This is a genomic window from Nocardia coubleae NBRC 108252 (assembly GCF_001612805.1).
Classification (GTDB): Bacteria; Actinomycetota; Actinomycetes; order Mycobacteriales; family Mycobacteriaceae; genus Nocardia; species Nocardia coubleae.
On record NZ_BDBD01000020.1, the window covers coordinates 43,426 to 66,731 of the forward strand.

Consider the following 23,306-nt stretch of genomic DNA (forward strand, 5'->3'; position numbering starts at 1 on the left):
GAACTACAGCGCTTCAGGGGTGTCGAACGGGGACTCCGGGGCGGTGAACGAGGTGTCGAGCAGGCCCGTTCCGCCGGAGAGCGGGGAATCGTCGAGAGCCGGGCCGAAGGCGCTGTCCACGTCGACCGTCGACCAGGTGTCGGCGGCCGAGGTGAAATCGATGGTCGAGGTGGGTTCGGTGGCGGCTTCGCCGGTGAGGTTCATGGAGGTCTCCGAGGTGAGGGCGGTTGATGCCACGGTTTCGAAGCCGCTGGTCGCCCCGAGGGTGGATTCCAAGCCGGTGGATGTGGTGAAGGTGGAATCGAGTTGCGGCTCGGACTGGATGGTCGAGCCGAGGCCTGCGGCTACGCCGGTTTCGGTGGACCAGTCGGGTGTTGTGCCGAGGCCGAGTTCGAGACCTGTTGCGGTGGAGGTTGTTACGTCGGCGGTTGCGTCGAACGCGCCTGTGGCCGTGGCTCCGGCACCGGTGGTCGCGGTGGCTGCCGCGTCCAGTGCGGCGGCGGTGCCCGTCACACCGGCTGCGCCTGCCGCCGCGTTCGCGGCAAAGTCGGCTGCCGCGTTCGCGGCAAAGTCGGCTGCCGCGTTCGCGCCGAGGTCGGCTGTGGCGTTCGCAGCGAAACCGGCTGCGGCTTCGGCAGATGCGGCTGCGTTGGCGGCGGCGTCTGCGGAAGCGTGGGCTCCGGCGGTGGCGATGCCGCCGAGGCCGGTAGCGATGCCGGTCGAGTTCGCTACTGCGCCGGTGAGATTGGACTGGAGTGCGGTGGTGGTGTTCGCAGCGCCGACCAGGGCGGTATCGAAGGCCGAGGTGGACACGAGTTCGGCCGCGGTGTCGACGGTCGAGGCTGCGGCGAGATCGGTGTTGAAGGCTGTGCTGAGGGCGGTTTCGAGGCCGGTGGCCGGGGCGGCGGTAAAGGGAGCGCCGAGAGTTGCGGCTGCCCCGGTGGACAGGCCTGCCGCGATTTGAGTGCCGAGGTCCGCTGTCGCGGCGGCGCCCGTGAGGCCGGCGGAGAGATCGGCGCCTGCACCGGTGAGGCCGATCTGCGTGGTCGAGGCGACCGCACCGGTCAGCGAAGTCGCCGCAGCAGCACCGGCATTCGCGGCCGCACCGACCTGCATCCCGACCCCACCCGTCCCCGAAAGTCCTGTTTCGAGACCCGCCTCGAACGCACCACCAACGGAAGTGCCCAGCCCCACAACGCCTTCGGTCAACCCGGAAGCACTGGCATCGAAACCCGAGCCCAACGAACCCGCCCCGGACAGGGCGGCGGCGTTAAGACCCGCAGTGGAGCTGGCGGCAAGATCGGCGACAGTATCCAGCGCACCCCCGGCGGCGAGACCCGAAGTCGCGCCGAAGTCCGCAGCGGCCTCCACGCCGGCAGCGGCGTTCGAGGCGAGGTCGGCCGAGGTTTCCACGCCCAGCGCACCCACGGCCGAAAGACCTGAAGCCGCGCCCACAGCGGCCTCCACGCCCGCAACGGCATTCGCGGCGAGGTCGGCCGTCGTCGTTACCGCGTCCAGCGCACCCGCGGCGGAAAGACCAGAGGTCAGATCGACGCCAACGGCGGATTCCACGCCCGCCGTGGCGCCGGCGGTGAGGTCGGCGGCAGCGTTCGTGCCGATCGAGCCTGCGGTCGTGAGGCCGGTTTCGAGGCCGGTAGTCGCAGCGGTGCTGGCGGACATTGCCGACTGGACGGCGGCAGCGTTGGTGGCGCCGAGTGCTGCGGAGACGGCGAGGTCGGTCTCGGTTGTTGCTGTCGTCAGGCCGCTCACAGTCGTGCCGAGGCCGGCGGCGACACCCGTGGTGGCGTCGAGTGCACCTGCGACGGTGGCACCGATTCCAAGGTCGGTTCCCGCCGTTGCGGAGAGGTCGGCACCGGCGGCGGCCACCGACTCGAGGGCGGAATCGAGACCGGTGGCGGCACCGATCACCGAATCGTGTCCGAACGAAAGGCTCTCGCCTACCGCGCTATTCGTGGCGGCGGTCAGTTCGAGGCCGAGGTCTGCGGTGGTGTCGGTGGTCGTGGTGACGGCAGAGTGGATGTTTGCCGATGCGTCGGCGAGGAGACCTGTGGTCGTCCCGAGACCTGCGGTGAGGTCGGCACCCAGGTCGACGGCGGCATCCGCGCTTGCACCGAGACCGGCTGTGATGTCAGTGGTTACGTCGGTTGCGGCTTCGAGGGTGGCTCCGAGGTCGGTAGTTGCGGTGGTCACCGCGTCGAGGGTGATGTCAGTGGTCGCACCCAGATCGGCTGTGGCGCTGCTGATGGCGCCCAGGTCGGCGGCGATGTCGGTGGCAGCTGTGAGGCCTGTGTTCACGCCAGCGCCCAGACCTGTTGTGACGCCCGCTGCTACGTCGGTTGCCGCGTCGAGGGTGGGGTTCAGGGTCGCGCCGATACCGGTGGTTGCGTCACTGGCGGCACCCAGCCCGGCACCCACAGACGCGCCCAAGCCGGCGGACACATCAGCGACAGCACCCAGGCTGGCACCCACAGACGCCCCGAGACCGGCGGAAACGTCAGCGGCAGCGCCCAGGCCAGCACCCACAGACGCCCCGAGACCGGCTGAAACCTCAGCGACAGCACCCAAAGACGCACCCAAACCAGCCGACAAATCGGCGGCTGCATCCAGCCCGGCACCTACAGACGCGCCCAAACCAGCAGACACATCAGCGACAGCACCCAGCCCGGCACCCACAGACGCGCCCAAACCCGCGGAAGCATCAGCGACAGCACCCACGCCAGCACCCACAGACGCCCCGAGACCGGCTGAAACCTCAGCGACAGCACCCAAAGACGCACCCAAACCAGCCGACAAATCGGCGGCTGCATCCAGGCCGGCACCTACAGACGCGCCCAAACCAGCAGACACATCAGCGACAGCACCCACAGACGCGCCCAGACCAGCAGACACATCAGCGGCAGCGGTCAGGCCCGTGCCCACGGTGGCGCCGACGTCGACGGTCGTTTCCAGGCCGGTCTCGATGTCGGCGGCCGTGGTGACGGCTGCGGCGGTGGTGGCGGCTACCGAGGTGGTGGCGGCGGTGGTCACCGAGGCGGCGGCGGTGTTGAGGGCGGTGAGGGTGGAGGTGCAGTCGGTGGAGAGGGTGGCGGCGATGGTGGGGGCGGCGGCCGCGATCTCGGCGGGGGTGGCGGGGATGTCCGCTTCGCAGAGGACATGGACGGGGTTGGCGCAATAGTTTGCTGCGGCTTGGGGATCGCGCAGCAGGTTCAGGATGAACTCGAGGATCGCGGTGGGGTTCATTCGGGTCAGCTCCTCCAGATCAGGACTTGCGCCGGATCCGTACTCGTCTGTCGGTGGGTGCTTTTCACGCTTGGCCATGCGAGTGTTCGGAAAGCTAGTCCGATTCCGCAACGAAATCGTTACCGATGAAGAGTGTGACCTTTTCGGAGCCGAAAAATCGGTGTCTCCTAACTATCTCGCCGCACCCAGGCGAGGTTGCCCGCGTCGTCGGCCATGGCGGCCAAGGCGGTGAGCAGACGATCCCATGTGCCGTCGGCCTGGTAGCGGCGCTGCCGTTTCCAGACCGTCTGCCACGGACCGAATTCGGCGGGCAGCTCACGCCACGCGATACCGGTACGCAGCCAGAACAGCATCCCCTCGACCACGAGACGGTTGTTGGCGAAGTCGCGGCCCGCACGGCCCGCCGAGGTGGGCAGCAGGAATTCGAGCAGCGCCCATTGCGCGTCCGTCAGTACCCGGACGGGGTCGCCGATCGTCGTGGTCACGGCGGAATCATGCCGTATCGAGCAGCGACAAGCCCAATCGATCGGCGAAATAATTGGGAGACAGGATCAGCCCGGTAGCTGCGAGAGTGCTCCCTCGACACTGCGTACGGCGGTCAGGCACGCCTCGACTGTCGTCTTGTCGATGAGCGGATGCCGGGATCTGGTGCGCCATTTGCGCGCCGCGTCGAGGGCATGGGCGCGCATCGTCGCGGGGTCGGTGTCGGCGGGTAGGCCCAGGCGCACGTGCGGGGCGACGCCGGCGCCGCCGACCAGGCGGAACAGTTCGGCGAGGTCGTCGGGTGGCAGTGGCAACTCGTCGGCGCGCAACCGGCCGAGCAGGCGCAACTCGGCGAAACCGTGCACGTCGGCGAGCAGGGTCCGCACGCGCGGCAGCAGTTCGTCGGCGGGGGTGCCGGGGTGGGCGGTGATCACCCGGTCGAGGGTGGTGAGCGCGGAATGGGCTTTGAGCTGCTCGGCACGTTGACCGAATTGCACGTCGAGGACCCGGCGCAGCTCGTCGATGCCGCTGCGGGCACTCAGCTCGGCCGACAGCGACGCCGCGTCACGCACGCCGGTGCGCACGAGTTCGGTGGCCATCCGCACACCGAACATGCCGAACCGGTCCAGCAATTGGGCGCGGACCAGCGGCGATACCGGCAGGTCGATATCGGGGCGCGAGAACCGGTCGGCCGAGAGCAGGGCCAGTTCGAGGGTGTCGGCGGGCAGCCCGGCCAGGGCTGCGAACGCGGCGAACTCGGGCTGGGTGAGGGTGGCGGCGGCGAAAGCGAGCAGGCCCGCCACGGGGATCACCGCCTGGCACAACCCGGTGCGTTCCAGCTCGGTGGCGAAGCGGGTGGCCACATCGCGCGCCGAATTCAGGGCGTTGATGTGGCCGGCGCTGATCTCGTCGGCCCGCGACACCACCCCGACCACACCGAGCGGACCGGCCGGACCGCCGGAACCGATCTGTTCGAGGAAATGGACGTCGGTGGCGTCGAGGCGGCGCAGCAGGTAGACCACGGCGTCGGCGCCGGGGATGCGCAGGGCGTCGGGTTCGATATCAGCGGGTGTGAGCAGACGCATGGTTCGCTCGGACACCTCGTGCGACAGCGACGACGTGCCCGGCGTGTCGATGATGGTGGTGCGTGACAACTCGGCCGTCGGCCAGCGCACTTCCAGGTGGTCGACGGCGTGCGTACCGGCCGGCTGCCAGCGCAGACCCGACAGCTCGAAGGTGAGACCGTGCGCCCCGGCCCCTCGGCGGACCGCCACGTTCGCCGACGCGCCGTCGGCCGCGAACGCCGTCACCGTCGGGGTGGTTCCGCTGCGGTACCAGGTGACCACGCGGGTGCATTCGGTGGCATCGGTGGGGGCGATGCTCTGCCCGACCAGGGCGTTGAGCAGCGTCGACTTGCCCGCCTTGATCGAACCGGCCAGCGCGACCCGCAACGGCTGACGCAACCGCTCGGCGCATTCGTCGATCAACTGCCGGGCGCCGGGGTCGCGCAGTTCCCGCGCGGCGGCCTTGACGAGCCGGTGCGCCTCGCCGGTCGTGGGTGCGGTGGGTGCGCCGCCGGGAAGCGGGGATTCGGGCCGATAGTGTCTCATCGGCGCGCGGCCTCCGCTTCGACCCACGCGGCGAGCATCATTCCTTCACTTAAACACACCCTCGCGCGCCGGAGCGAACACGGCGTTCACCGGCGTCCGTCCTCGGCGGGCACCGGCCGCACACCGGGTGACGGCGCCGAATACGAACGCTGCCTGCCCGGCGCCGAGGTGAGCTCGAGCATGCCGTCGGCGTAGCGGCGCAGCTCGGCGACCCGCACCAACTGGTGCTCCAGTTCGCCGCGCCGGCCCGACCGGCTGTTCACCGCCGAATTCGCCGCATCCTGCGCGGCCTTCAGCGAGGCATCGATCGAGCGCAGGCTGCGTTCGGCGACACCGGTGAAGTGGTCGCGCAGGGCCCGGTGGATGCGGTGCATGCGGTCCTTGGCCTCCTTGCCCGCCTGGAACGCCACATCGTCGACGAACCGCCGCACCGCAGCCTTGGCCTCGGCGCGTTTGCGAGCCAGGCGCAACTGTTTGTCGTCCTTGTAGGCCTTTCCGCCGACCAGCACACCCGCGCCGATCGACAGCGGATTCAGCAGCGCCAGGCCGGCCAGTGTGGAGGCGAGACCGACCATCAGCACGCCACCGTAGGAGCCGCGCAAGCCGACGAGGACCTTGCTGGTGACGCTGATATCGGGTTCGAGACCGGCAAGGGTGCCCGCCGCCGCGCCCGTGCCCTCGGCATCCATCGCGTTGTCCACATCGGGCAGGTCGACGGCGCTGGCCTTGCCGAAATGTTCGGCGACCCGCTCGGCCAGGGTTTCGGCCCTGGTGTGCGTCCACAGCAGGTTGTCGCCGAGGGCGGTGTCGACCGTGCCGGTGAGCCACTCGGCGATGGCCTGCCAGTGCCTGCCCGGATCGTGTTCGTCGATCCAGTCCTCGGCGGTGTGGGCCACCGCGCGCAGGCGTTCGCGCAGGTCGTGGTCGATATCGCTCATCAGGTCGGTGATGCCGTCCTGCAGGGTCTGCTGCCAGTAGCCGGAGCTGCGGCGCAGGTCCTCGGCGGCGGTGCGGGCGCGTTGCAGTTCGCGGATCGCGTCGTCGGAGCGTTCCGGGTCGCGCAGGGCGATCAGTTCGCTGCCGAGGACAAGGGCCAGATGTTCGGCCGCCGAATGCAGTTCGCGTGCCACCGCGGCCCTGGTCGACACCTGGTCGCGGGCGACGACCTGTTCCTTCAGGAACGCGAACAGCGCACCGAAACCGGACTCGCGACCGAGCTGGGCACTGTTGGTGCGCAACGCGTGCGCGCGCAGCAGCGACGACACCGGAAGCATCGGGATCTCGAGCCCAGAGCGGGCGATGTGCCCGCGATCGGCCTCGGCGACTTGACGCCAATGCGGATACATGTCCACCTTGGTGAGCAGCACCGCGACCGTCGGACACAGTTCCTTGACCTGCCGCAGGAACGACAGCTCTGGCTCGGTGAGTTCGGTGGAGGCATCGCTCAGCAGCAGCACCGCGTCGGCGGCCGGAACCATGCCGAGCACGGCCGCCGAATACGCACTGCTGTGCCCGCCGACGCCGGGGGTGTCGACCAGCACGATGCCCTCGCTGAGCAGCTGATTCGGCACCGCCGCCTCGATCCGCGCGATCTGGCGGCCCTGCGCGTACGGGCTGCGGGCGTCGAGGGAACCGATCTCGTCGAACGGCACCTCCACGCGGATGTCGCTCGCGCCCGGCGCGGTGAGCACCAGTTCGGCCCGCGGGACCGGACCGTATTCGAGTTGCAGGGGGATGGTCGTGGTCTGGTCGTCGCCGACCCGGCACACATCCAGCCCGAGCAACGCGTTGACGAAACGGCTCTTGCCCTGTTCCAGCTGACCGGTCACCACGATCCGCCTGCGCGGATCCCTGACCCGTTGCGCGACCGCCTCCAACCGGACGACCAGGTCGTCGCGGTCGGCGGCGCGCGCCGCCTCGATCGTGTCGCCGAGCACCGTCAGCAGCGGGGTGGCTGCCGACGGTGCGGCCGACGTCTTCGCCGGAGTCGTCATGACGATCCTCAGAGGAGGCCGCCGCCGAGGAGGCCACCGTCGTCGGCCTCCGGGGTGGTCGTGCTCGACGAGTCGCCCAGCAGGCCGGTGTCGGTGGCGCCGAGACCCGGGCCGAAGGCGCCGCCCACATCCACGCTGTCCAGGGTTTCGGTGACACCGCCCGTGGCCGCCTCGGTGGTGTCGTAGACCCCGCCGGTCGCCGCCTCGGTGGTGTCGGACAGGCCGCCCGTCGCCGCGCCGGTGGTGCCGGAGGTGTCCGGTGCGGTGGTCGGCATCGGGGTGTAGTCGTAGCCGGGGACCGGGGCTTCGACCGCGTCGCCGACCGCCGAGCCGGCGCCGGTGAGGGTGTCGAACGGTTCGCCCGTGCCGACCACCTCGGTGGGCACGTCGCCCAGGAGGCCGCCGCCGGTGAGGCCTTCCACCGCGCCGAAGCCGGTCTCCAGGCCCGAGCCGACCAGGTTGCCGTCCTCGTACGGCATGGTGTGCATGGTCGGCAGCACCTCGTCGACCAGGTTGCCTACCACATCGCCACCGGGGAGAACCTCGCCCGGGTCACCGCCGAGGAGTCCGCCGGGCGCGTCGTCACCGGGCAGGGCACTGTCGAGCAGGCCGGCACCGGTCGCGTCGCCGGTGATCGCGCCGGTAACCGCGTCGAGGGGGCCGAAGCCGGTCTCCAGGCCGGTGCCCGAGGGGTTCGGTTCACCGGGTGCGATGCCGGTAAGGCCCGCGTCGCCGAAGGTGTTGCCCAGGTCGAAGCCGAGGTCGTCGTCGCTGAGGCCGGCCAGGCCGGCGGTCGAGGCCGCCGCACCGGTGAACGCGCTGGCCGCGTTCGCCGCCGACGCCGCACCGTCCGAGGCCGCCGAGGTGGCGTTGCTGTACGGCGAGGAGTTCGTCGAACCGGTGTTCTCGTGGGTGCTGCCCGTCAGACCGCTGCTGAACAGGCCCGCCACCGCGGTCGGGTTAAGCACGTCGGTCATGCCGTTCATGACGCCGCCGACACTGTCGACATTGCCGCCGACACCGGTGATGTCCTCGAAGTTCGAGCCGTTGATCAGGCCGTCCACCAGGTCGTTGCCGATGGGGCTCTGGTCGATCGCGGCGCCGACGCCGTTCGCGGTGATGTCCTGGAAGGCCGCGCCGTCGAGGACGTCGACCACACCGTCGTCGACCACGTCGTTGAGGACGTTCGACTCATCGATCGCCGCGCCGACGCCGTTCGCGGTGATGTCCTCGAAGTTCGCGGCGCCGAGGATGCCGCCTTCGCCACCGAGGAGACCGGAGGCGACGCCGCCGTCGACCACGTCGTTGAGGATCGGCACGTTCGACTCGTCGATCGCGGCACCGATGCCATTCGCGGTGATGTCGTTGAAGTTCGCGTTGCCGAGCAGGCTGCCTGCCACTCCACCGTCGAGGGTGTCGCTGAGGATGCCGTCGTCGACCACGTCGTTGAGGACGTTCGACTCATCGATCGCCGCGCCGATGCCGTTGGTGGTGATGTCCTCGAAGTCGCCGCTCAGCACACCGCCCGCCAGACCGGTCACGTCGGCGTCGTTCGCGAGACCGTCGGCCAGCCCACCGTCACCGTTCACGAGGCCACCGATGCCGCCGTCGTTGATGTTGTTGAGCACATTGGACTCGTCGATCGCGGCACCGATGCCGTTGGTGGTGATGTCCTCGAACACCGCGCCGTTGAGGATGCCGTCGTCCACTCCGGCCACGCCGCCGTCGACCAGATCGCCGACGCCGGTGACGTCGCCGGTGTTGGTGACGCCACCGAGCAGGCCACCGTCACCGCCGCCGAGCAGGCCGCCGTTGAGGACGCCGCCCAGGTCGTCGACGTTGCCGCCGATGCCGGTGATGTCCTCGACGTTCACGTTGTTGAGGATCGCGCTCTCGTCGATCGCGGCACCGATGCCGTTGATGGTGGTGTCCTCGGCGCCGCCGAACAGGCCGCCGTCGCCGTCAGCTGCCAGCAAGTCGTTGCCGACGCCTGCCGCACCGAGCAGGCCGCCGTCACCGTTGAGGACGCCGCCCGCACCGGCCAGGCCACCGTCGCCGTTGAGGACGCCGCCGGTGCCGAGCAAGCCGCCGTCGCCGTCGCCGGTCACCGCGCCGACGATGCCGCCGACCACGTTGCCGTTGCCGATACCGTCGCCTGCCGCCAGATCGTTGAGGACCGAGCTCTCATCAATCGCCGCGCCGATGCCGCTGGTGGTGATGTCTTCGAAGGTGTTGCCGGACAGGATGCCGCCGTCGACCACGTCGGACACGTCGTCCACCGCGGCGCCGACGCCGTTGGCGGTGATGTCCTCGAAGGTGTTGCCGTTGAAGACGCCGCCCGCGCCGGCCAGACCGCCCTCGCCGTTCAGGACGCCGCCTGCCACACCGGCCACGCCGCCGTCGACCACGTCGTTGAGGACCGAGCTCTCGTCGATCGCGGCACCGATGCCGTTGGTGGTGATGTCGGTGAGGTCGGCGAAATCGGTGACATCGTTGCCGCTGAGCAGACCGCCCGCGCCGGCCAGACCGCCCTCGCCGTTCAGGACGCCGCCTGCCACGCCGGCGACACCGCCGTCGAACACGTCGTTGACGTCGACCGCGTCGGTGACATCGTGGGCGCCGATTCCGGTGAGGTCGCCGCCGACCAGGCCCTCGCCGAGAGCGCCTGCCAGCACGCCGTTGCCGAGGCCGCCGAAGTTGTTCAGCGATTCGTCGACCTGGCCGCCGATGCCCTGGATCTGCACGTCTTCCCAGTTGTCGGCGATGCCGCCGAAGTTGTCGCCGATGCCGTTCACATCGTTGAGGCCCGCACCGAAAATGTTGTTCTCGCCGCCGATATTGATGTCACCCATGTCACTCACATCCCCAATTCCAAGGTCAAGGTCGCCTACCACCCCGGTCACGTCGCCGACCGCGCCGACAACTCCGGTCACATCTCCCGCGATGTCACCGAAGACGCCGGTCACATCACCACCGATATCGCCGACGTCGACCGAGCCGGTCACGTCGCCGATCGTGTTCGCCAGATCCAGATCACCGATCAGTCCGGTCGCGCCGGTGATGTCACCGAACGAGCCGGTCACATCGCCGACCACCTCGCCGACGACGCCGGTCACGCCGACGCCGGTGAGGTCACCGACCGAGCCGATCAGGTCGCCACCGACACCGGTGAAGGTGCCGGTCAGGTCGCCCGTGAAGGCGGCCACGTCACCGGCGATACCGGTGAAGTCTCCGAAGAAGGCGGTGAGATCGCCGACCGAGCCGGTCAGGTCACCGCCGATGCCGGTCAGGTCGGCGACGAAGCCGGTGACGTCGCCACCGAAGCCGGTGAGGTCGCCGAAGGAGCCGGTCACGTCGCCGAACACATCGGACAGGTTGCCGCCGATGCCGGTGATGTCGCCCGCGACGCCGGTCAGGTCGCCTGCCACGCCGGTCAGGTCGCCCGCGACGCCGGTCAGGTCGCCCGCGACGCCGGTCAGGTCGCCCGCGACACCGGTCAGGTCGCCCGCGACACCGGTGAGCGAGCCGGTGATGTCGCCGACCGAACCGCCGATGCCGGTGAGCGAGCCGGTGACGTCGCCGATCGAACCGCCGATGCCTCCGACCGAGCCGACCAGGTCGCCGCCGATGCTCACCACGTCACCGCCGAGGCCGACCACGTCGCCGAAGCTGCCGGTGATGCCCTCGACCGTGTTGTTCCAGTCGCCGGACACGTTCACCAGTTCGCTCACCACGCCGCTGCCGAAGCCGGTGATCTCGAGCGCGTTGTCGCTCAGGCCGGCGATCATCGCGGACCAATCGCCCGACACGCCGGTCACGTCGCCGAAGACGTCGCTCACGTTCAGGTTCTCGAACGCGCCGGACAGGTCACCGAACGAGCCGCTGATGTCGCCGATCATGTTGGACCAGTCACCGAACACATTCGTGATGTCGCTGAACGAGTCGGTGATGCTCACCAGGTCGCCGACCCAGGTGACGTCACCGGTTCCGCCGCCACCTCCCCCGCCGCCTCCGCCGCCATTGCCGCTGAGGATGTCGCCGATCGTGCCCGAGATGTCGTTACCGCTCAAAGGTCCGGTCATGTCGCCCACCGTGCTGGTCAGGTCACCGGCAACGCCGGTCACGTCGATGTCGGTCAGATTGGCGACGAGTTCGTTGTCGACGATGTCGCCCGTGATGTCGCCTGTGTCGATGAAGTCGGTGATGGAGCCGACGTCGGTGAGGTCGCCGGTCACGTCGCCGACGAGGTTGCCGTCGATCAGGTCGCCGGTGATGTCACCGATGGAGCCGACGTCGGTCAGATCGCCGACCAGGTTGCCGGTGATATCGCCGGTGTCGATGAGATCGCCGGTGATGTCACCGACGGAACCGACGTCGTTCAGGTCGCCGACCACGTCACCGACGAGGTTGCCGTCGATCAGGTCGCCGGTGATGTCACCGGTGTCGACGAGATCGCCGGTGACGTCGCCGACGGAACCGACGTCGGTCAGATCGCCTACGAGGCCTGCGATGTTGCCCACGTTGGTGAAGTCGTTGTCGATTAGATCGCCGGTGATATCGCCGTCGACAAGGTCTCCGGTGATATCGCCGACCAAGCTGCCGTCGATCAGGTCGCCGGTCACGTCACCGTTGACTAGGCCGCCGGTGACGTCGCCGACATTGCCCACGTCGGTCAGATCACCAACGATTCCGGCGATATTGCCGACGTCGGTGAAGTCGTTGTCGACCAGGTCGCCGGTGATGTCACCGATGGAGCCGACGTCGGTGATGTCGCCGACGATTCCGCCGTCCACCAGGTCGCCCGTGATGTCGCCGATGCCGTTGAGATCGCCCGCGACGCCGGTCAGGTCACCTGCTACCCCGGTCAGATCTCCGACGACGCCGCCGTCGACCAAGTCACCCGTGATGTCGCCGATGCCGTTCAGGTCGCCGGCGACCCCGGTCAAGTCACCGACCAGGCCACCGTCGACAAGATCGCCCGTCACGTCACCGTTGATGAGCCCGCCGGTCACGTCGCCGATAGAGCCGACGTTCGTCAGGTCGCCGACCAGACCACCGTCGACCAAATCACCGGTGATGTCGCCGATGCCGTTGAGATCACCTGCGACGCCGGTCAGGTCACCGACCAGGCCGCCATCGACGAGGTCGCCGGTGATGTTGCCGACGTCGGTCAGGTCGCCGACGAGGCCGCCGTCCACCAGGTCCCCGGTGATGTCGCCGACCGAACCGTCGATGAGATCGCCGGTTGCATCGCCGATCGAGCCGACACCGGTGAGGTCGCCTGCGACGCCGGTCAGGTCGCCGACCAGACCCCCGTCCACCAGATCCCCGGTGATGTCACCGACCGAGCCGTCCACGAGATCGCCTGTCACGTCGCCGATGGCGCCGATGCCGGTGAGGTCGCCGTCGACGAGGTCGCCGGTGATGTTGCCGACGTCGGTCAGGTCGCCTCCGGTGATGTCGCCGACCAGGTTGCCGATGTCGCCGGTGTTCGTGATGTCGCCGTTGAGGATTCCGCCGACCACGTCGTTGCCGGTGACGTCACCGACCACGTCGCCGTTCACGAGACCGCCTGCGACGCCGGTGATGTCGCCGGAATTGTCGAACAGGTCGCCGGCCATGCCTGCCAGGTCGAAGTTTCCGATGAGGTCGCCGGTGCCCACGTCACCCGCGATGCCGGTGACCGCGGCGGCCAGGCCGGTAAGGCCGATCAGGTTGGCCACGTCGCCGTTGTTGGTCACGTTGCCCACATTGTCGACGAGGTCGCCGGTGACGTCGTTGTCGGTGATGCCACTGAGCACATCACCGTTCACCACACCGGCGACGATGTCGTTGTCGGTGACGTCGCCGTTCACCACGCCACCCGCGGCACCGGTGATGTCGCTGAGCACGTCCCCGTCGACCACGCCGCCGGTGACGGCCGAAAGATCGTTGAGGAAGTCGCCGGTGATGTCGTTGTCGGTGACGTCACCGACGATGTCCCCGTTGACAATTCCGCCCGCGATACCAGTCAGGTCGCCATCGACCAGATCACCGGTGATGTCGCCCGCGTCGACCACATCGCCGACCACGTCGCCGTTGACCAGGCCGCCCGCCACACCGGTCACGTCACCGATGTTGTTGACGAGGTCGCCGTTCACCAGCCCGCCGGTGATGTCGCCGTCGACGAGGTCGCCCGTCACGTCACCGACGATGTCCCCGTTGAGGATTCCACCGGCGACACCGGTCAGATCACCATCGACCAGATCACCTGTCACATCGCCGACGAGATCGCCGTTCACGAGACCAGCGGTGAGATCGCCTGCGACACCGGTGATATCGCCACTGGTGATGTCATCGACGACGTCGCCGTTCACGAGTCCGCCTGCGACACCGATGATGTCGTTATCGGTGATCGAGCCGACCAGGCCGCCGATATCACCGGAGTTGTCGAGAAGGTCGCCGGTGATATCACCATTGACAATGCCGCCGGCAATTCCGGTGAGACCGCCGTCGATGAGGTCGCCGGTCACATCGCCGTCCACCAGGTCACCGTTCACCAGGCCTGCGGTGAGATCACCCGCAATGCCGGTCACATCACCGTTGACCAGGCCGCCGGCCACGTCGAGCAGATCACCGCTGACGTCACCGTTCACCAGGCCACCTGTGACATCTCCGACCACGTCGCCGTTCACCAGCCCGGCAGTGAGATCACCTGCGACACCGGTCAAGTCGCCGTTCACGAGGCCACCGGCGATATCACCCGTGTTGGAGATCAGGCCACCTGCCACGCCGGTGATGTCGCCGTCGACCAGGTCACCTGTCACGTCACCGTTGGCCAGGCCGCCGGTCACGTCGAGCAGGTCGCCGGTGACGTCGCCGTTGATGAGCCCGCCCGCGATGCCGGTCAGCCCACCGTCGATGAGATCGCCGGTCACGTCGCCGTTCACCAGGCCACCCGTGACGTCGCCGATCACATCACCGTCCACGAGGTCGCCGGTGATATCACCGACTACGTCGCCGTTCACCAGGCCGCCGGTGATGTCGCCACTGTTCGAAATAGCGTCACCTGCAACGCCGGTGAGATCACCCGCGACACCGGTGATTCCACCGTCGATCAGATCGCCCGTCACGTCACCGTTGACCAGGCCGCCGGTTACGTCCAGCAGGTCTCCGGTGACGTCGCCGTCGATCAGGTCGCCCGTGACGTCCCCATTGACGAGGCCGCCGGCAATGCCGGTCAGGCCGCCGTCGATCAGGTCACCTGTCACTTCGCCGTCGATGAGGTCTCCGGTGATGTCGCCCGTGTTGGAGACCAAGCCGCCCGCGATGCCGGTGATATCGCCGGTGTTCGTGATATCGCCGATCACATCACCGTTCACCAAACCGCCTGCGATACCGGTCAAGTCGCCGTCAACGAGGTCCCCGACAACGTCTCCGTTCACCAGGCCGGCAGTGAGATCGCCTGCGACACCGGTCAAGTCGCCGGAATTGTCGAGGAGGTCGCCGGTGATGTCACCGTTCACGAGGCCGCCCGCGATGCCGGTCACGTCGCCGGTGATATCACCGTTGACCAGGCTGCCGGTCAGGTCACCTGCCACACCGGTCAGGTCGCCGGTGTTGCCGGTGACGTCGCCGACCGAACCGATCAGGCCGCCGATATCACCGGTGTTATCAATGAGATCGCTTGCTGCACCCGTGAAGTCGCCGTCGATCAAGTCACCGGTGATATCGCCGTTGACGAGTCCGCCGGTGATGTCGCCGACCACGCCACCGATGGCGCCCGAGTTGTCGAAGAGATCTCCGGTGATATCGCCGGTGTTGTTCACGAGGCTGCCTGCCACACCGGTCAGATCGCCCGCCACGCCTGTCACGGCGCCTGTGCCGGTGATGTCGCCGACGGAGCCGACGAGGCCGCCGATGTCGCCACTGTTGTCGATGAGGTCGCCGGTGAGATCCCCTGCGACACCGGTGACGTCACCGTCCACCAGACCTGCGGTGAGGTCGCCCGCCACACCGGTCAGGTCGCCGTTCACCAAGCCCGCGGTGAGGTCACCAGCCACTCCGGTCAGGTCACCGTTCACCAAACCGCCTGCGATACCGGTGATGTCGCCGTTGTTGGTGAGGTCGTTCAGTACACCGCCCGAGTTGTCGAGCAGGTCGCCTGCGACGCCGGTCAGGTCACCGCTGTTGCCGGTGATGTCACCGACCAGCTCGCCGGTGTTCGTGATGTCGCCGATCGTGCCCGAGTTGTCGACCAGATCGCCGACCACGGTGCCCGAGTTGTCGATGAGGTCGCCGGTGATATCGCCGTTGACCAGGCCACCCGCGATGCCCGTCAGATCCCCGCTGTTGCCGGTGATGTCACCCACTACGTCTCCGGTGTTGTTCACGAGTCCTCCTGCTACACCGGCGATATCGCCGTTGTTGGTGATGTCGCCTACCGAGCCGATGAGGCCTCCGATGTCACCCGAATTGGTGATGTCGCCGACCACGCCTCCGATGTCGCCCGTGTTGTCCAGCAGGTCGCCCGTGAGGTCGCCACTGTTGCCGGTGATGTCACCGACCGAACCGATCACGCCGCCGATGTCGCCGTTGTTGGTTACGTCGCTGACCACATCGCCGTTGACGAGGCCACCGGCTACACCGGTCAGATCACCCGCCACACCGGTCACGTCCACCAGGTCGCCGGTGATGTCGCTGATGTTGCCGACGTTCGTCAGGTCGCCGACGGTGCCGTCGATCAGATCGCCGGTCACATCGCCGTTCACGAGGCTGCCGGTCAGATCGCCCGCCACGCCCGTGATGTCGCTGATACTGCCGACGTTGGTGAGGTCGCCGACAGTTCCGTCGACCAGGTCGCCGGTCACGTCGCCGTTGATGAGCCCGCCTGCCACGCCGGTGATGTCGCCGACGATGTCGCCGGAGTTGTCGAGCAGGTCGCCGGAGATATCGCCACTGTTGCCGACCGTGCCGATCACATCGCCTGCGACTCCCGTCAGGTCGCCGCTGTTGCCGATGTCGCCGACCGAACCGACGAGGTCGCCCGCGACGCCGCTGATATCGCCGGCGTTGTTGACCAACCCGCCCGCGACTCCGGTGATCGTGCCGGTGTTGTCGATGAGGTCGCCAGTCACATCACCGTTGACGAGACCACCGGTGACATCGCCGTTGACGATCCCACCGGCCACTCCGGTCAGGTCGCCTGCGATGCCCGTGATGTCGCCGTCGACCAGGTCACCGGTGATGTCGCCACTGTTGCCGACCGTGCCGATCACGTCGCCGGCGATGCCGGTGATCGTGCCGGTGTTGTCGATGAGGTCGCCAGTCACGTCGCCATTGACGAGGCCACCGGTGACGTCGCCGACCGTGCCGTCGATCAGATCGCCGGTCACATCGCCGTTGACGAGTCCGCCTGCCACACCGGTGATGTCGCCGATATCGCCCATGTTGCCGGTCAGGTCACCCGCCACGCCACTGACGTTGCTCAGCAGATCGCCGCCGACGCCGGTGACGTCGCCGACGACGCTCGGGTCGCCGGCGATCCCGGTGAGATCCCCTGCCACACCGGTGATGTCACCTGCGATGCCGGCCAGATCGCCTGTGTTGCCGGTGATGTCGCCGATCGTGCCGACGAGGTCGCCCGCAACACCGGTGAAATCGCCAGAGTTGCTGAGCAGGTCACCGGCGACACCGCTCACATCACCGATCGTGTTGGTCAGGTCGCCGGTATTGCCGGTCAAGTCACCCGCGATGCCCGTCACGTCCCCGGCAAGGTCGCCGCCGACGCCGGTCACGTCGCCGATACCGCTGAGATCACCCGCGATACCGGTCAGGTCGCCTGCGACGCCGGTGAGGTCGCCGGAGTTGCTGAGCAGGTCACCCGCGACACCACTCACATCACCGACTGTGTTGGTCAGGTCGCCCGAATTGCCGGTGAGGTCACTGAGCAGGTCGCCGCCGACACCCGTCACGTCACCGATCGAACCGACCGTGCCGGTCAGGTCACCCGCGATTCCGGTGATGTCACCGGTGTTGTTGATCAGGCCACCCGCGACGCCGCTGACATCACCGATTGTGCCGGTCAAATCGCCCGTGTTGCCGGTGAGATCGCCCGAGTTGCTGAGCAGGTCGCCCGCCACACCGCTGACATCACCGACCGTGTTGGTGATGTCGCCTGCGTTGTTGACGAGGCCACCCGTGATTCCGCTGATGTCACCCGAGTTGCCGGTGAGGTCGCTGAGTAGGTCACCGCCGACACCTGTGACGTCACCGATCGAACCGACTGTTTGTGTCAGGTCGCCCGCCACACCGGTGAGGTCACCGGAGTTGCCCGTCAGGTCACCCGCGACACCCGTCACGTCCCCCACGAGGTCGCCACCGACACCGGTCACGTCGCCGATCGAACCGACAGTGTTGGTCAGGTCGCCCGCAACTCCGGTGAGATCACCTGCGATCCCGGTCAGGTCCCCGGAGTTGCCGGTGAGGTCACCCGCGATGCCCGTGAGATCGCCCGCGACCCCCGTGAGGTCTCCTGTGTTGCCGGTGATGTCGCTGAGCAGGTCGCCGCCGACACCGGTGAGATCGCCTGTTACGCCGGTGATATCGCCGATCGAACCGACATTGCCGGTCACGTCGCCGATGGTGTTGGTGAGGTCGCCTGCCACGCCCGTCACGTCGCCGATGGACCCGACGGTTTGGGTGAGGTCCCCGGCGACGCCGGTCACGTCGCTGATGTTGCCGACCGTCTGGGTGAGGTCACCCGCGACGCCGGTCAGATCGCCCACGGTGTTGGTCACGTCACCCACAGAGCCGACCGCATTGGTCACGTCACCGACCGTGTTGGTCCAGTCGCCCACGGAGCCAACGGTTCCGGTTACGTCACCGACAGTCTGGGTGAGGTCGCCCGCGACACCCGTCACGTCACCCACCGAGCCGACGGTGTTGGTCAGGTCGCCTGCCACACCGGTGAGATCGCCCGCGACGCCCGTGACATCACTGATGTTGCCCACGGTCTGCGTCAGATCTCCGGCCACCGCGGACACGTCCCCGGCGACTCCGGTCACGTCGCCGACGGAACCGACTGTTTGAGTCAGGTCGCCCGCGACGCCGGTCACGTCGCTGATCGAACCGACCGTCTGCGTCAGGTCACCCGCCACACCGGTGACGTCGCTGACGTTGCCGGCAGTCTGGGTCACATCGCCCACCGAGCCGACGATGACGCCGCTGACATCACCCACGGTGTTCGTGAGATCGCCTGCTACCCCGGTGATGTCGCCGACCGAACCGACAGTGCCGGTCAGGTCACCGGCCACACCGGTCAGGTCGCCCGCGACGCCGCTGACATCGCCCACAGTGTTGGTGAGATCGCCTGCCACACCGGTCACATCGCCGATGGACTGGGTGAGGTTGCCGACCGTGTTGGTCCAATCGCCGACGGACCCGACCGTATTGGTGAGGTCACCGGCCACTCCGGTCACGTCGCCGACTGAGCCGACCACGTCGCCCGCCACCCCGGTAACCGAGTTGGTGAGGTCACCAGCGACCCCGGTCACGTCGCTGATATTGCCGACAGTGTTGGTCACGTCTCCGAAGGTGTTGGTGAGGTCGCCTGCTACGCCGGTCACGTCTCCCGCGAAACCTGTGACGTCGCCGATCGAGCCGACGGTCTGTGTCAGATCGCCCGCCACGCCGGTCAGGTCCCCTGCCACGCCGGACACATCACCCGCGATGCCGGTCAGATCACCGACGGCGTTCGTCACGTCACCGACCGAGCCGACGGTGTTGGTGAGATCGCCTGCGACACCAGTAACGTCGCCGACGGAACCGACCAGATCGCCCGCGACGCCTGTCACGTCACCGGCGACTCCGGTCAGGTTGCCCACCGTGTTGGTCCAATCACCGACGGAGCCAACCGTGGTGGTGAGGTCGCCCGCTACACCGGTGACGTCGCCGACGGTATTCGTAAGGTCGCCGACCGAGCCGACAGTGTTCGTGAGGTCGCCGGCCACACCGGTCAGGTCTCCGGCCACGCCCGTGACGTCGCCTACCGAGTTCGTCAGATCCCCTGCTACGCCCGACACGTCGCTGATCGAGTTGGTGAGATCACCCGCGACACCGGACACGTCGCCGACCGTGTTGGTTACTTCGCCGACCGAACCAGCGATGCCCGTGATATCACCTGCCACGCCGGTGAGCTCGTTCGTCACATCACCGACCGAGCCGACGGTGTTGGTGAAATCCCCTGCGACGCCGGTGAAGTCGCCCGCCACGCCGGTCAAATCACCCGCGATTCCGGTTACGTCGCCGACAGACTGAGTGAGATCGCCTGCCACACCAGTGACGTTGTTCGCGACATCGCCCACCGAACCGACGGTGTTCGTGAGATCGCCGGCGACCGCGGTCACGTCACCCGCCACACCGGAGACATCGCCCGCCGCGCCAGTCAGGTCGCCCGCGACACCGGTCACGTCGCTGATCGAGCCCACCGTGTTGGTCAGGTCGCCGGCCACACCGGTGATGTCTCTGATCGAACCGACATCGGTGATGTCGCCGACCGAGCCGACCGTGTTGGTCAGGTCGCCGCCGACGCTGCCGATATCTCCGACCACGTTCGTCAGGTCACCGACCGAGCCGATGGTGTTGGTGAGGTCGCCAGCGACGCCGCTCACGTTGCCCGCGACGCCGGAAACATCGCCGACCGAACCGATCAGGTCACCGCCGACCACGTCACCGACGACATTGCTGATCGGACCGATGTCACCCGCGACGCCGGTCACGTCGCCTGCGATGCCGGATACGTCACTGACGGAACCGACGAGATCGCCCGCGACACCGGTGACGTCACCGACGGGGCCGACGGTGTTCGTCACGTCGCCGAAGGTATTGGTGAGGTCGCCCGCTACCCCGGATACATCGCCGACCACATTGCTGACCGAACCGATATCGCCAGCCGTGCCGATGACATCCCCGGCCACGCCGCTCACGTCACCCGCGATACCGGAAACATCGCCGACCGAACCGATTACGTCGCCCGCAACACCGGAGACATCTCCACTGATGAGGTCGCCAGCGACTCCGCTCACGTCGCCGACGGAACCGACGGTGTTGGTCACGTCGCCGAAGGTGTTGGTGAGGTCGCCTGCTACGCCGGTCACCTCGCCGACCGAACCCGCGATGCCGGTGATGTCGCCGACGGAGCCGAGGACATCGCCGCCGACGGAACCCACATCGCCGACCACATTGCTCACGGAACCGATGTCGCCGGCCGTGCCGATGACATCGCCGGCGACGCCGGATACATCGCCGACGGAGCCGATGTCGCCGACGGTTTGGGTGAGGTCGCCGGCCACACCGGTGACCTCGCTGATCGAACCGAGGTCGCCACCGACCGCCGTCAGATCGCCAACAGTGTTGGTGACCTCGCTGATCGAACCGACTTCGCTGATCGTGTTGGTGAGGTCGCCTGCCACGCCGGAGACGTCACCGACCGACTGCGTGACATCGCCGACCGTGCCGATACCGCCGTCGAGAACGTCTCCGACAGAGCCGATGTCACCGACCGAACCCAGCACATCGCCGCCGACGACATTGGTCACGTCACCTACAGAACCGACCGAACCGAGGACGTCCCCGTCGACCACATCGCCCACGACATTGGTTACGTCCCCACCGATCACGTTGCCCACGACATTGGTTACATCCTCACCGACGACATCCCCGACCACACCGCTCACATCACCGATGGAGCCCACATCCCCACCGACGCTGCCGATATCGGACAGCACGTCGCCCACCGACCCACCGATCCCGGTGACATCGCCGACGGACCCGATGTTCTGGGTGACGTCGCCGACGGAGCCGACAACGCTGCCGATATTGCCGACCTCGGTCATGTCCCCGACAACATTGCTCACGTTGCCGACCCCACCGGCAACCTCGCTCACATCACCGATAGATCCGATATCACCCACGACGGACCCAACGACATTGCTCACATCACCCACAGACCCCGCACCGTTCAACACATCCCCCACCGTGTTGCTCACCTCGCTGACCGAGCCCACCTCGTTCAGCACCTCCGACACCGAGCCCACATTCGTGACATCACCGATCACGTCACCCACAGACCCGTTGAGCACGTCCCCGACGTTCGACCCGTTCAGCACCTCGCTGACCCCACCGATGGTCACGTCGTTGAGCACCTCGCTCAGGTTCTGGTCGCCCACAACCTGATTCACCACATTGCTCACATCACCGACCGAGCCGGCGCCGTTGAGCACGTTCCCGACCACATCACCGGTCGTCACATCACCGAGGACGTCTCCGACGGAACCCACGTTGGTGACACCGCCGAGTACATCTCCCACAACATTGCTCACATCACCCACGGAACCGATTCCGCTGATATCCCCAACGGTCCCGATCCCCACATTGTTGAGTGCGGAAAGGAAATTGCCGATGGCCAGCTCCTCGAGCACATGACCCACATCGCCGATATCACTGAAATCGTTGAACATATTGCTGATCGGGCTGATGCCGTTGAGGACGCCGCTCACGCCGCCGAGGGAACCGGATACCACCGTGACGGGGGCGCTGAGGTTGCCGAGGAAGGCGTCGCCGATCTGTACGGCGTTGAAGGCGTCGGTCATCTCGGTCGCGATGTGGGCAGCTTGGTTGAGCGCGTTGATACCGGTGATGTCACCGACAGTGCTGCCGATATCGCCGATGTTCGCACCGCTGACCAGGTTGGTCACGTCCCCAACCGTATTGCCGCTCAGCAGATCTCCGACGTTGGCACCGCTGATGAGGTTGGTGACGTCGCCGATCGTGTTGCCGCCGCCGATCACATCGCCGAGGGTGTTGGTGAGGCCGCCGACATTAACCACATCGCCGATTCCGGTGACGTCACCGAGGTTTCCGACGGTGTTGGTCACATCGCCGAGACCGCTGATGTCGCCGACCGAGTTGGTCAGGTTGCCCACGTTGTTGAGCGTGTCGCCGAGGCTGCCGATATTGCTCAGCACATCGCCCACGTTGCCGACATTCGCGATATCACCGAGATTCACGCCGCCCAGATTTGTCCCGTTGAGCACATTGCTCACGGGATTGTTGAGCACATCGCCGGTGAGAATGTCGGGACTGAAAATCTCGTTGTCCCCGTTGCCCTGATTATTCGTCGTGTTGCCACTGTTGGTGTTGGTGGTATTGCCACTGTTGTTGTTGGTGGTATTACCGCCGGTGCCTCCGCCAGGTCCACCGGGTCCGCCAGGTCCACCGGGCCCTCCGGGTCCACCCGGCCAACCGCCGGGTCCCCCGGGTCCTCCCGGTCCCCCTGGCCCTCCGGGTCCACCGGGCCGGCCACCGCCACCACCACCGCCGGGCCCACCGGGCCCACCGTGGCCCCCACCACCATGACCACCACGACCACCGGGCCCGAACCCACCCTGCCCCGGCCCGAACCAACGCCCCGGCCCGAAGAACATCGACGGCCCGGCCCCGGCACCATAGAACCCGGCACCATGACCACCACCCCCGAACCCATGACCTCCCCCACCGCCGCACCCGACGATGCCCCGCAACGGCGCACTCCCCGCATCGCACACGCCGCGCGCCACCATCGGCGCGCAGGCGGCAATGTATTCGGGGGTCGCGCACAGCTGCGCCTCCTCGATGACCTTGTCCGGCGCGTTGCAGTACGCCGCCGCGGCCTTAGGATCGCGCAGCAAATCGAGAATGAACTGCAGGATCGCGTTCTCCAAGGGTGTGGTCATCGGAATCAGCTCCTCCGGGATCGGCAAGATGTTTCGAAGCTATGGCCGATGGGCACCCCCTCGTAACGGGGCAAATCCCTATTCATCGCATGGGGTGCCCGTTAGGGGATCGAGGGCCGTTAGGGGATCGGCCCCGTTATCGGTGCGCGCACCGGTAACAGCAGACCGTCAGCAACCGACAATCGGGATAGCTCTCTCGATGATTT

Annotated in this window: 5 protein-coding genes; all 5 read right to left on the reverse strand. The window is 67.4% G+C overall.

The window, feature by feature from the left end:
• Nucleotides 1-3: 3 nt before the first annotated feature.
• The 5 genes from NCO8_RS22725 to NCO8_RS22750 all read right to left on the reverse strand — a co-directional run bounded on the left by NCO8_RS22725 (nucleotide 4) and on the right by NCO8_RS22750 (nucleotide 23,100).
• Nucleotides 4-3,261, reverse strand: coding sequence for an IniB N-terminal domain-containing protein (locus tag NCO8_RS22725; protein WP_176579733.1), 3,258 nt, complete (start codon nucleotides 3,259-3,261; stop codon nucleotides 4-6).
• Between the two features lie 167 nt (nucleotides 3,262-3,428).
• A complete protein-coding gene (locus NCO8_RS22735; RefSeq protein ID WP_167353324.1) occupies nucleotides 3,429-3,746 on the reverse strand; it encodes a transposase in 318 nt (105 codons plus the stop codon).
• A 66-nt stretch (nucleotides 3,747-3,812) separates the two neighbouring features.
• Nucleotides 3,813-5,354 carry a dynamin family protein gene (locus NCO8_RS22740; protein ID WP_084457395.1) on the reverse strand — a complete coding sequence of 514 codons (1,542 nt, stop codon included), beginning with the start codon at nucleotides 5,352-5,354 and terminating at the stop codon, nucleotides 3,813-3,815.
• An 86-nt stretch (nucleotides 5,355-5,440) separates the two neighbouring features.
• Nucleotides 5,441-7,348 (reverse strand): dynamin family protein, encoded by a 1,908-nt coding sequence (locus tag NCO8_RS22745; RefSeq protein WP_084457396.1) that lies wholly within the window; start codon nucleotides 7,346-7,348, stop codon nucleotides 5,441-5,443.
• Nucleotides 7,349-7,356: 8 nt separating this feature from the next.
• A complete protein-coding gene (locus tag NCO8_RS22750) occupies nucleotides 7,357-23,100 on the reverse strand; it encodes a hypothetical protein (protein WP_157105046.1) in 15,744 nt (5,247 codons plus the stop codon).
• Nucleotides 23,101-23,306 lie beyond the last annotated feature (206 nt).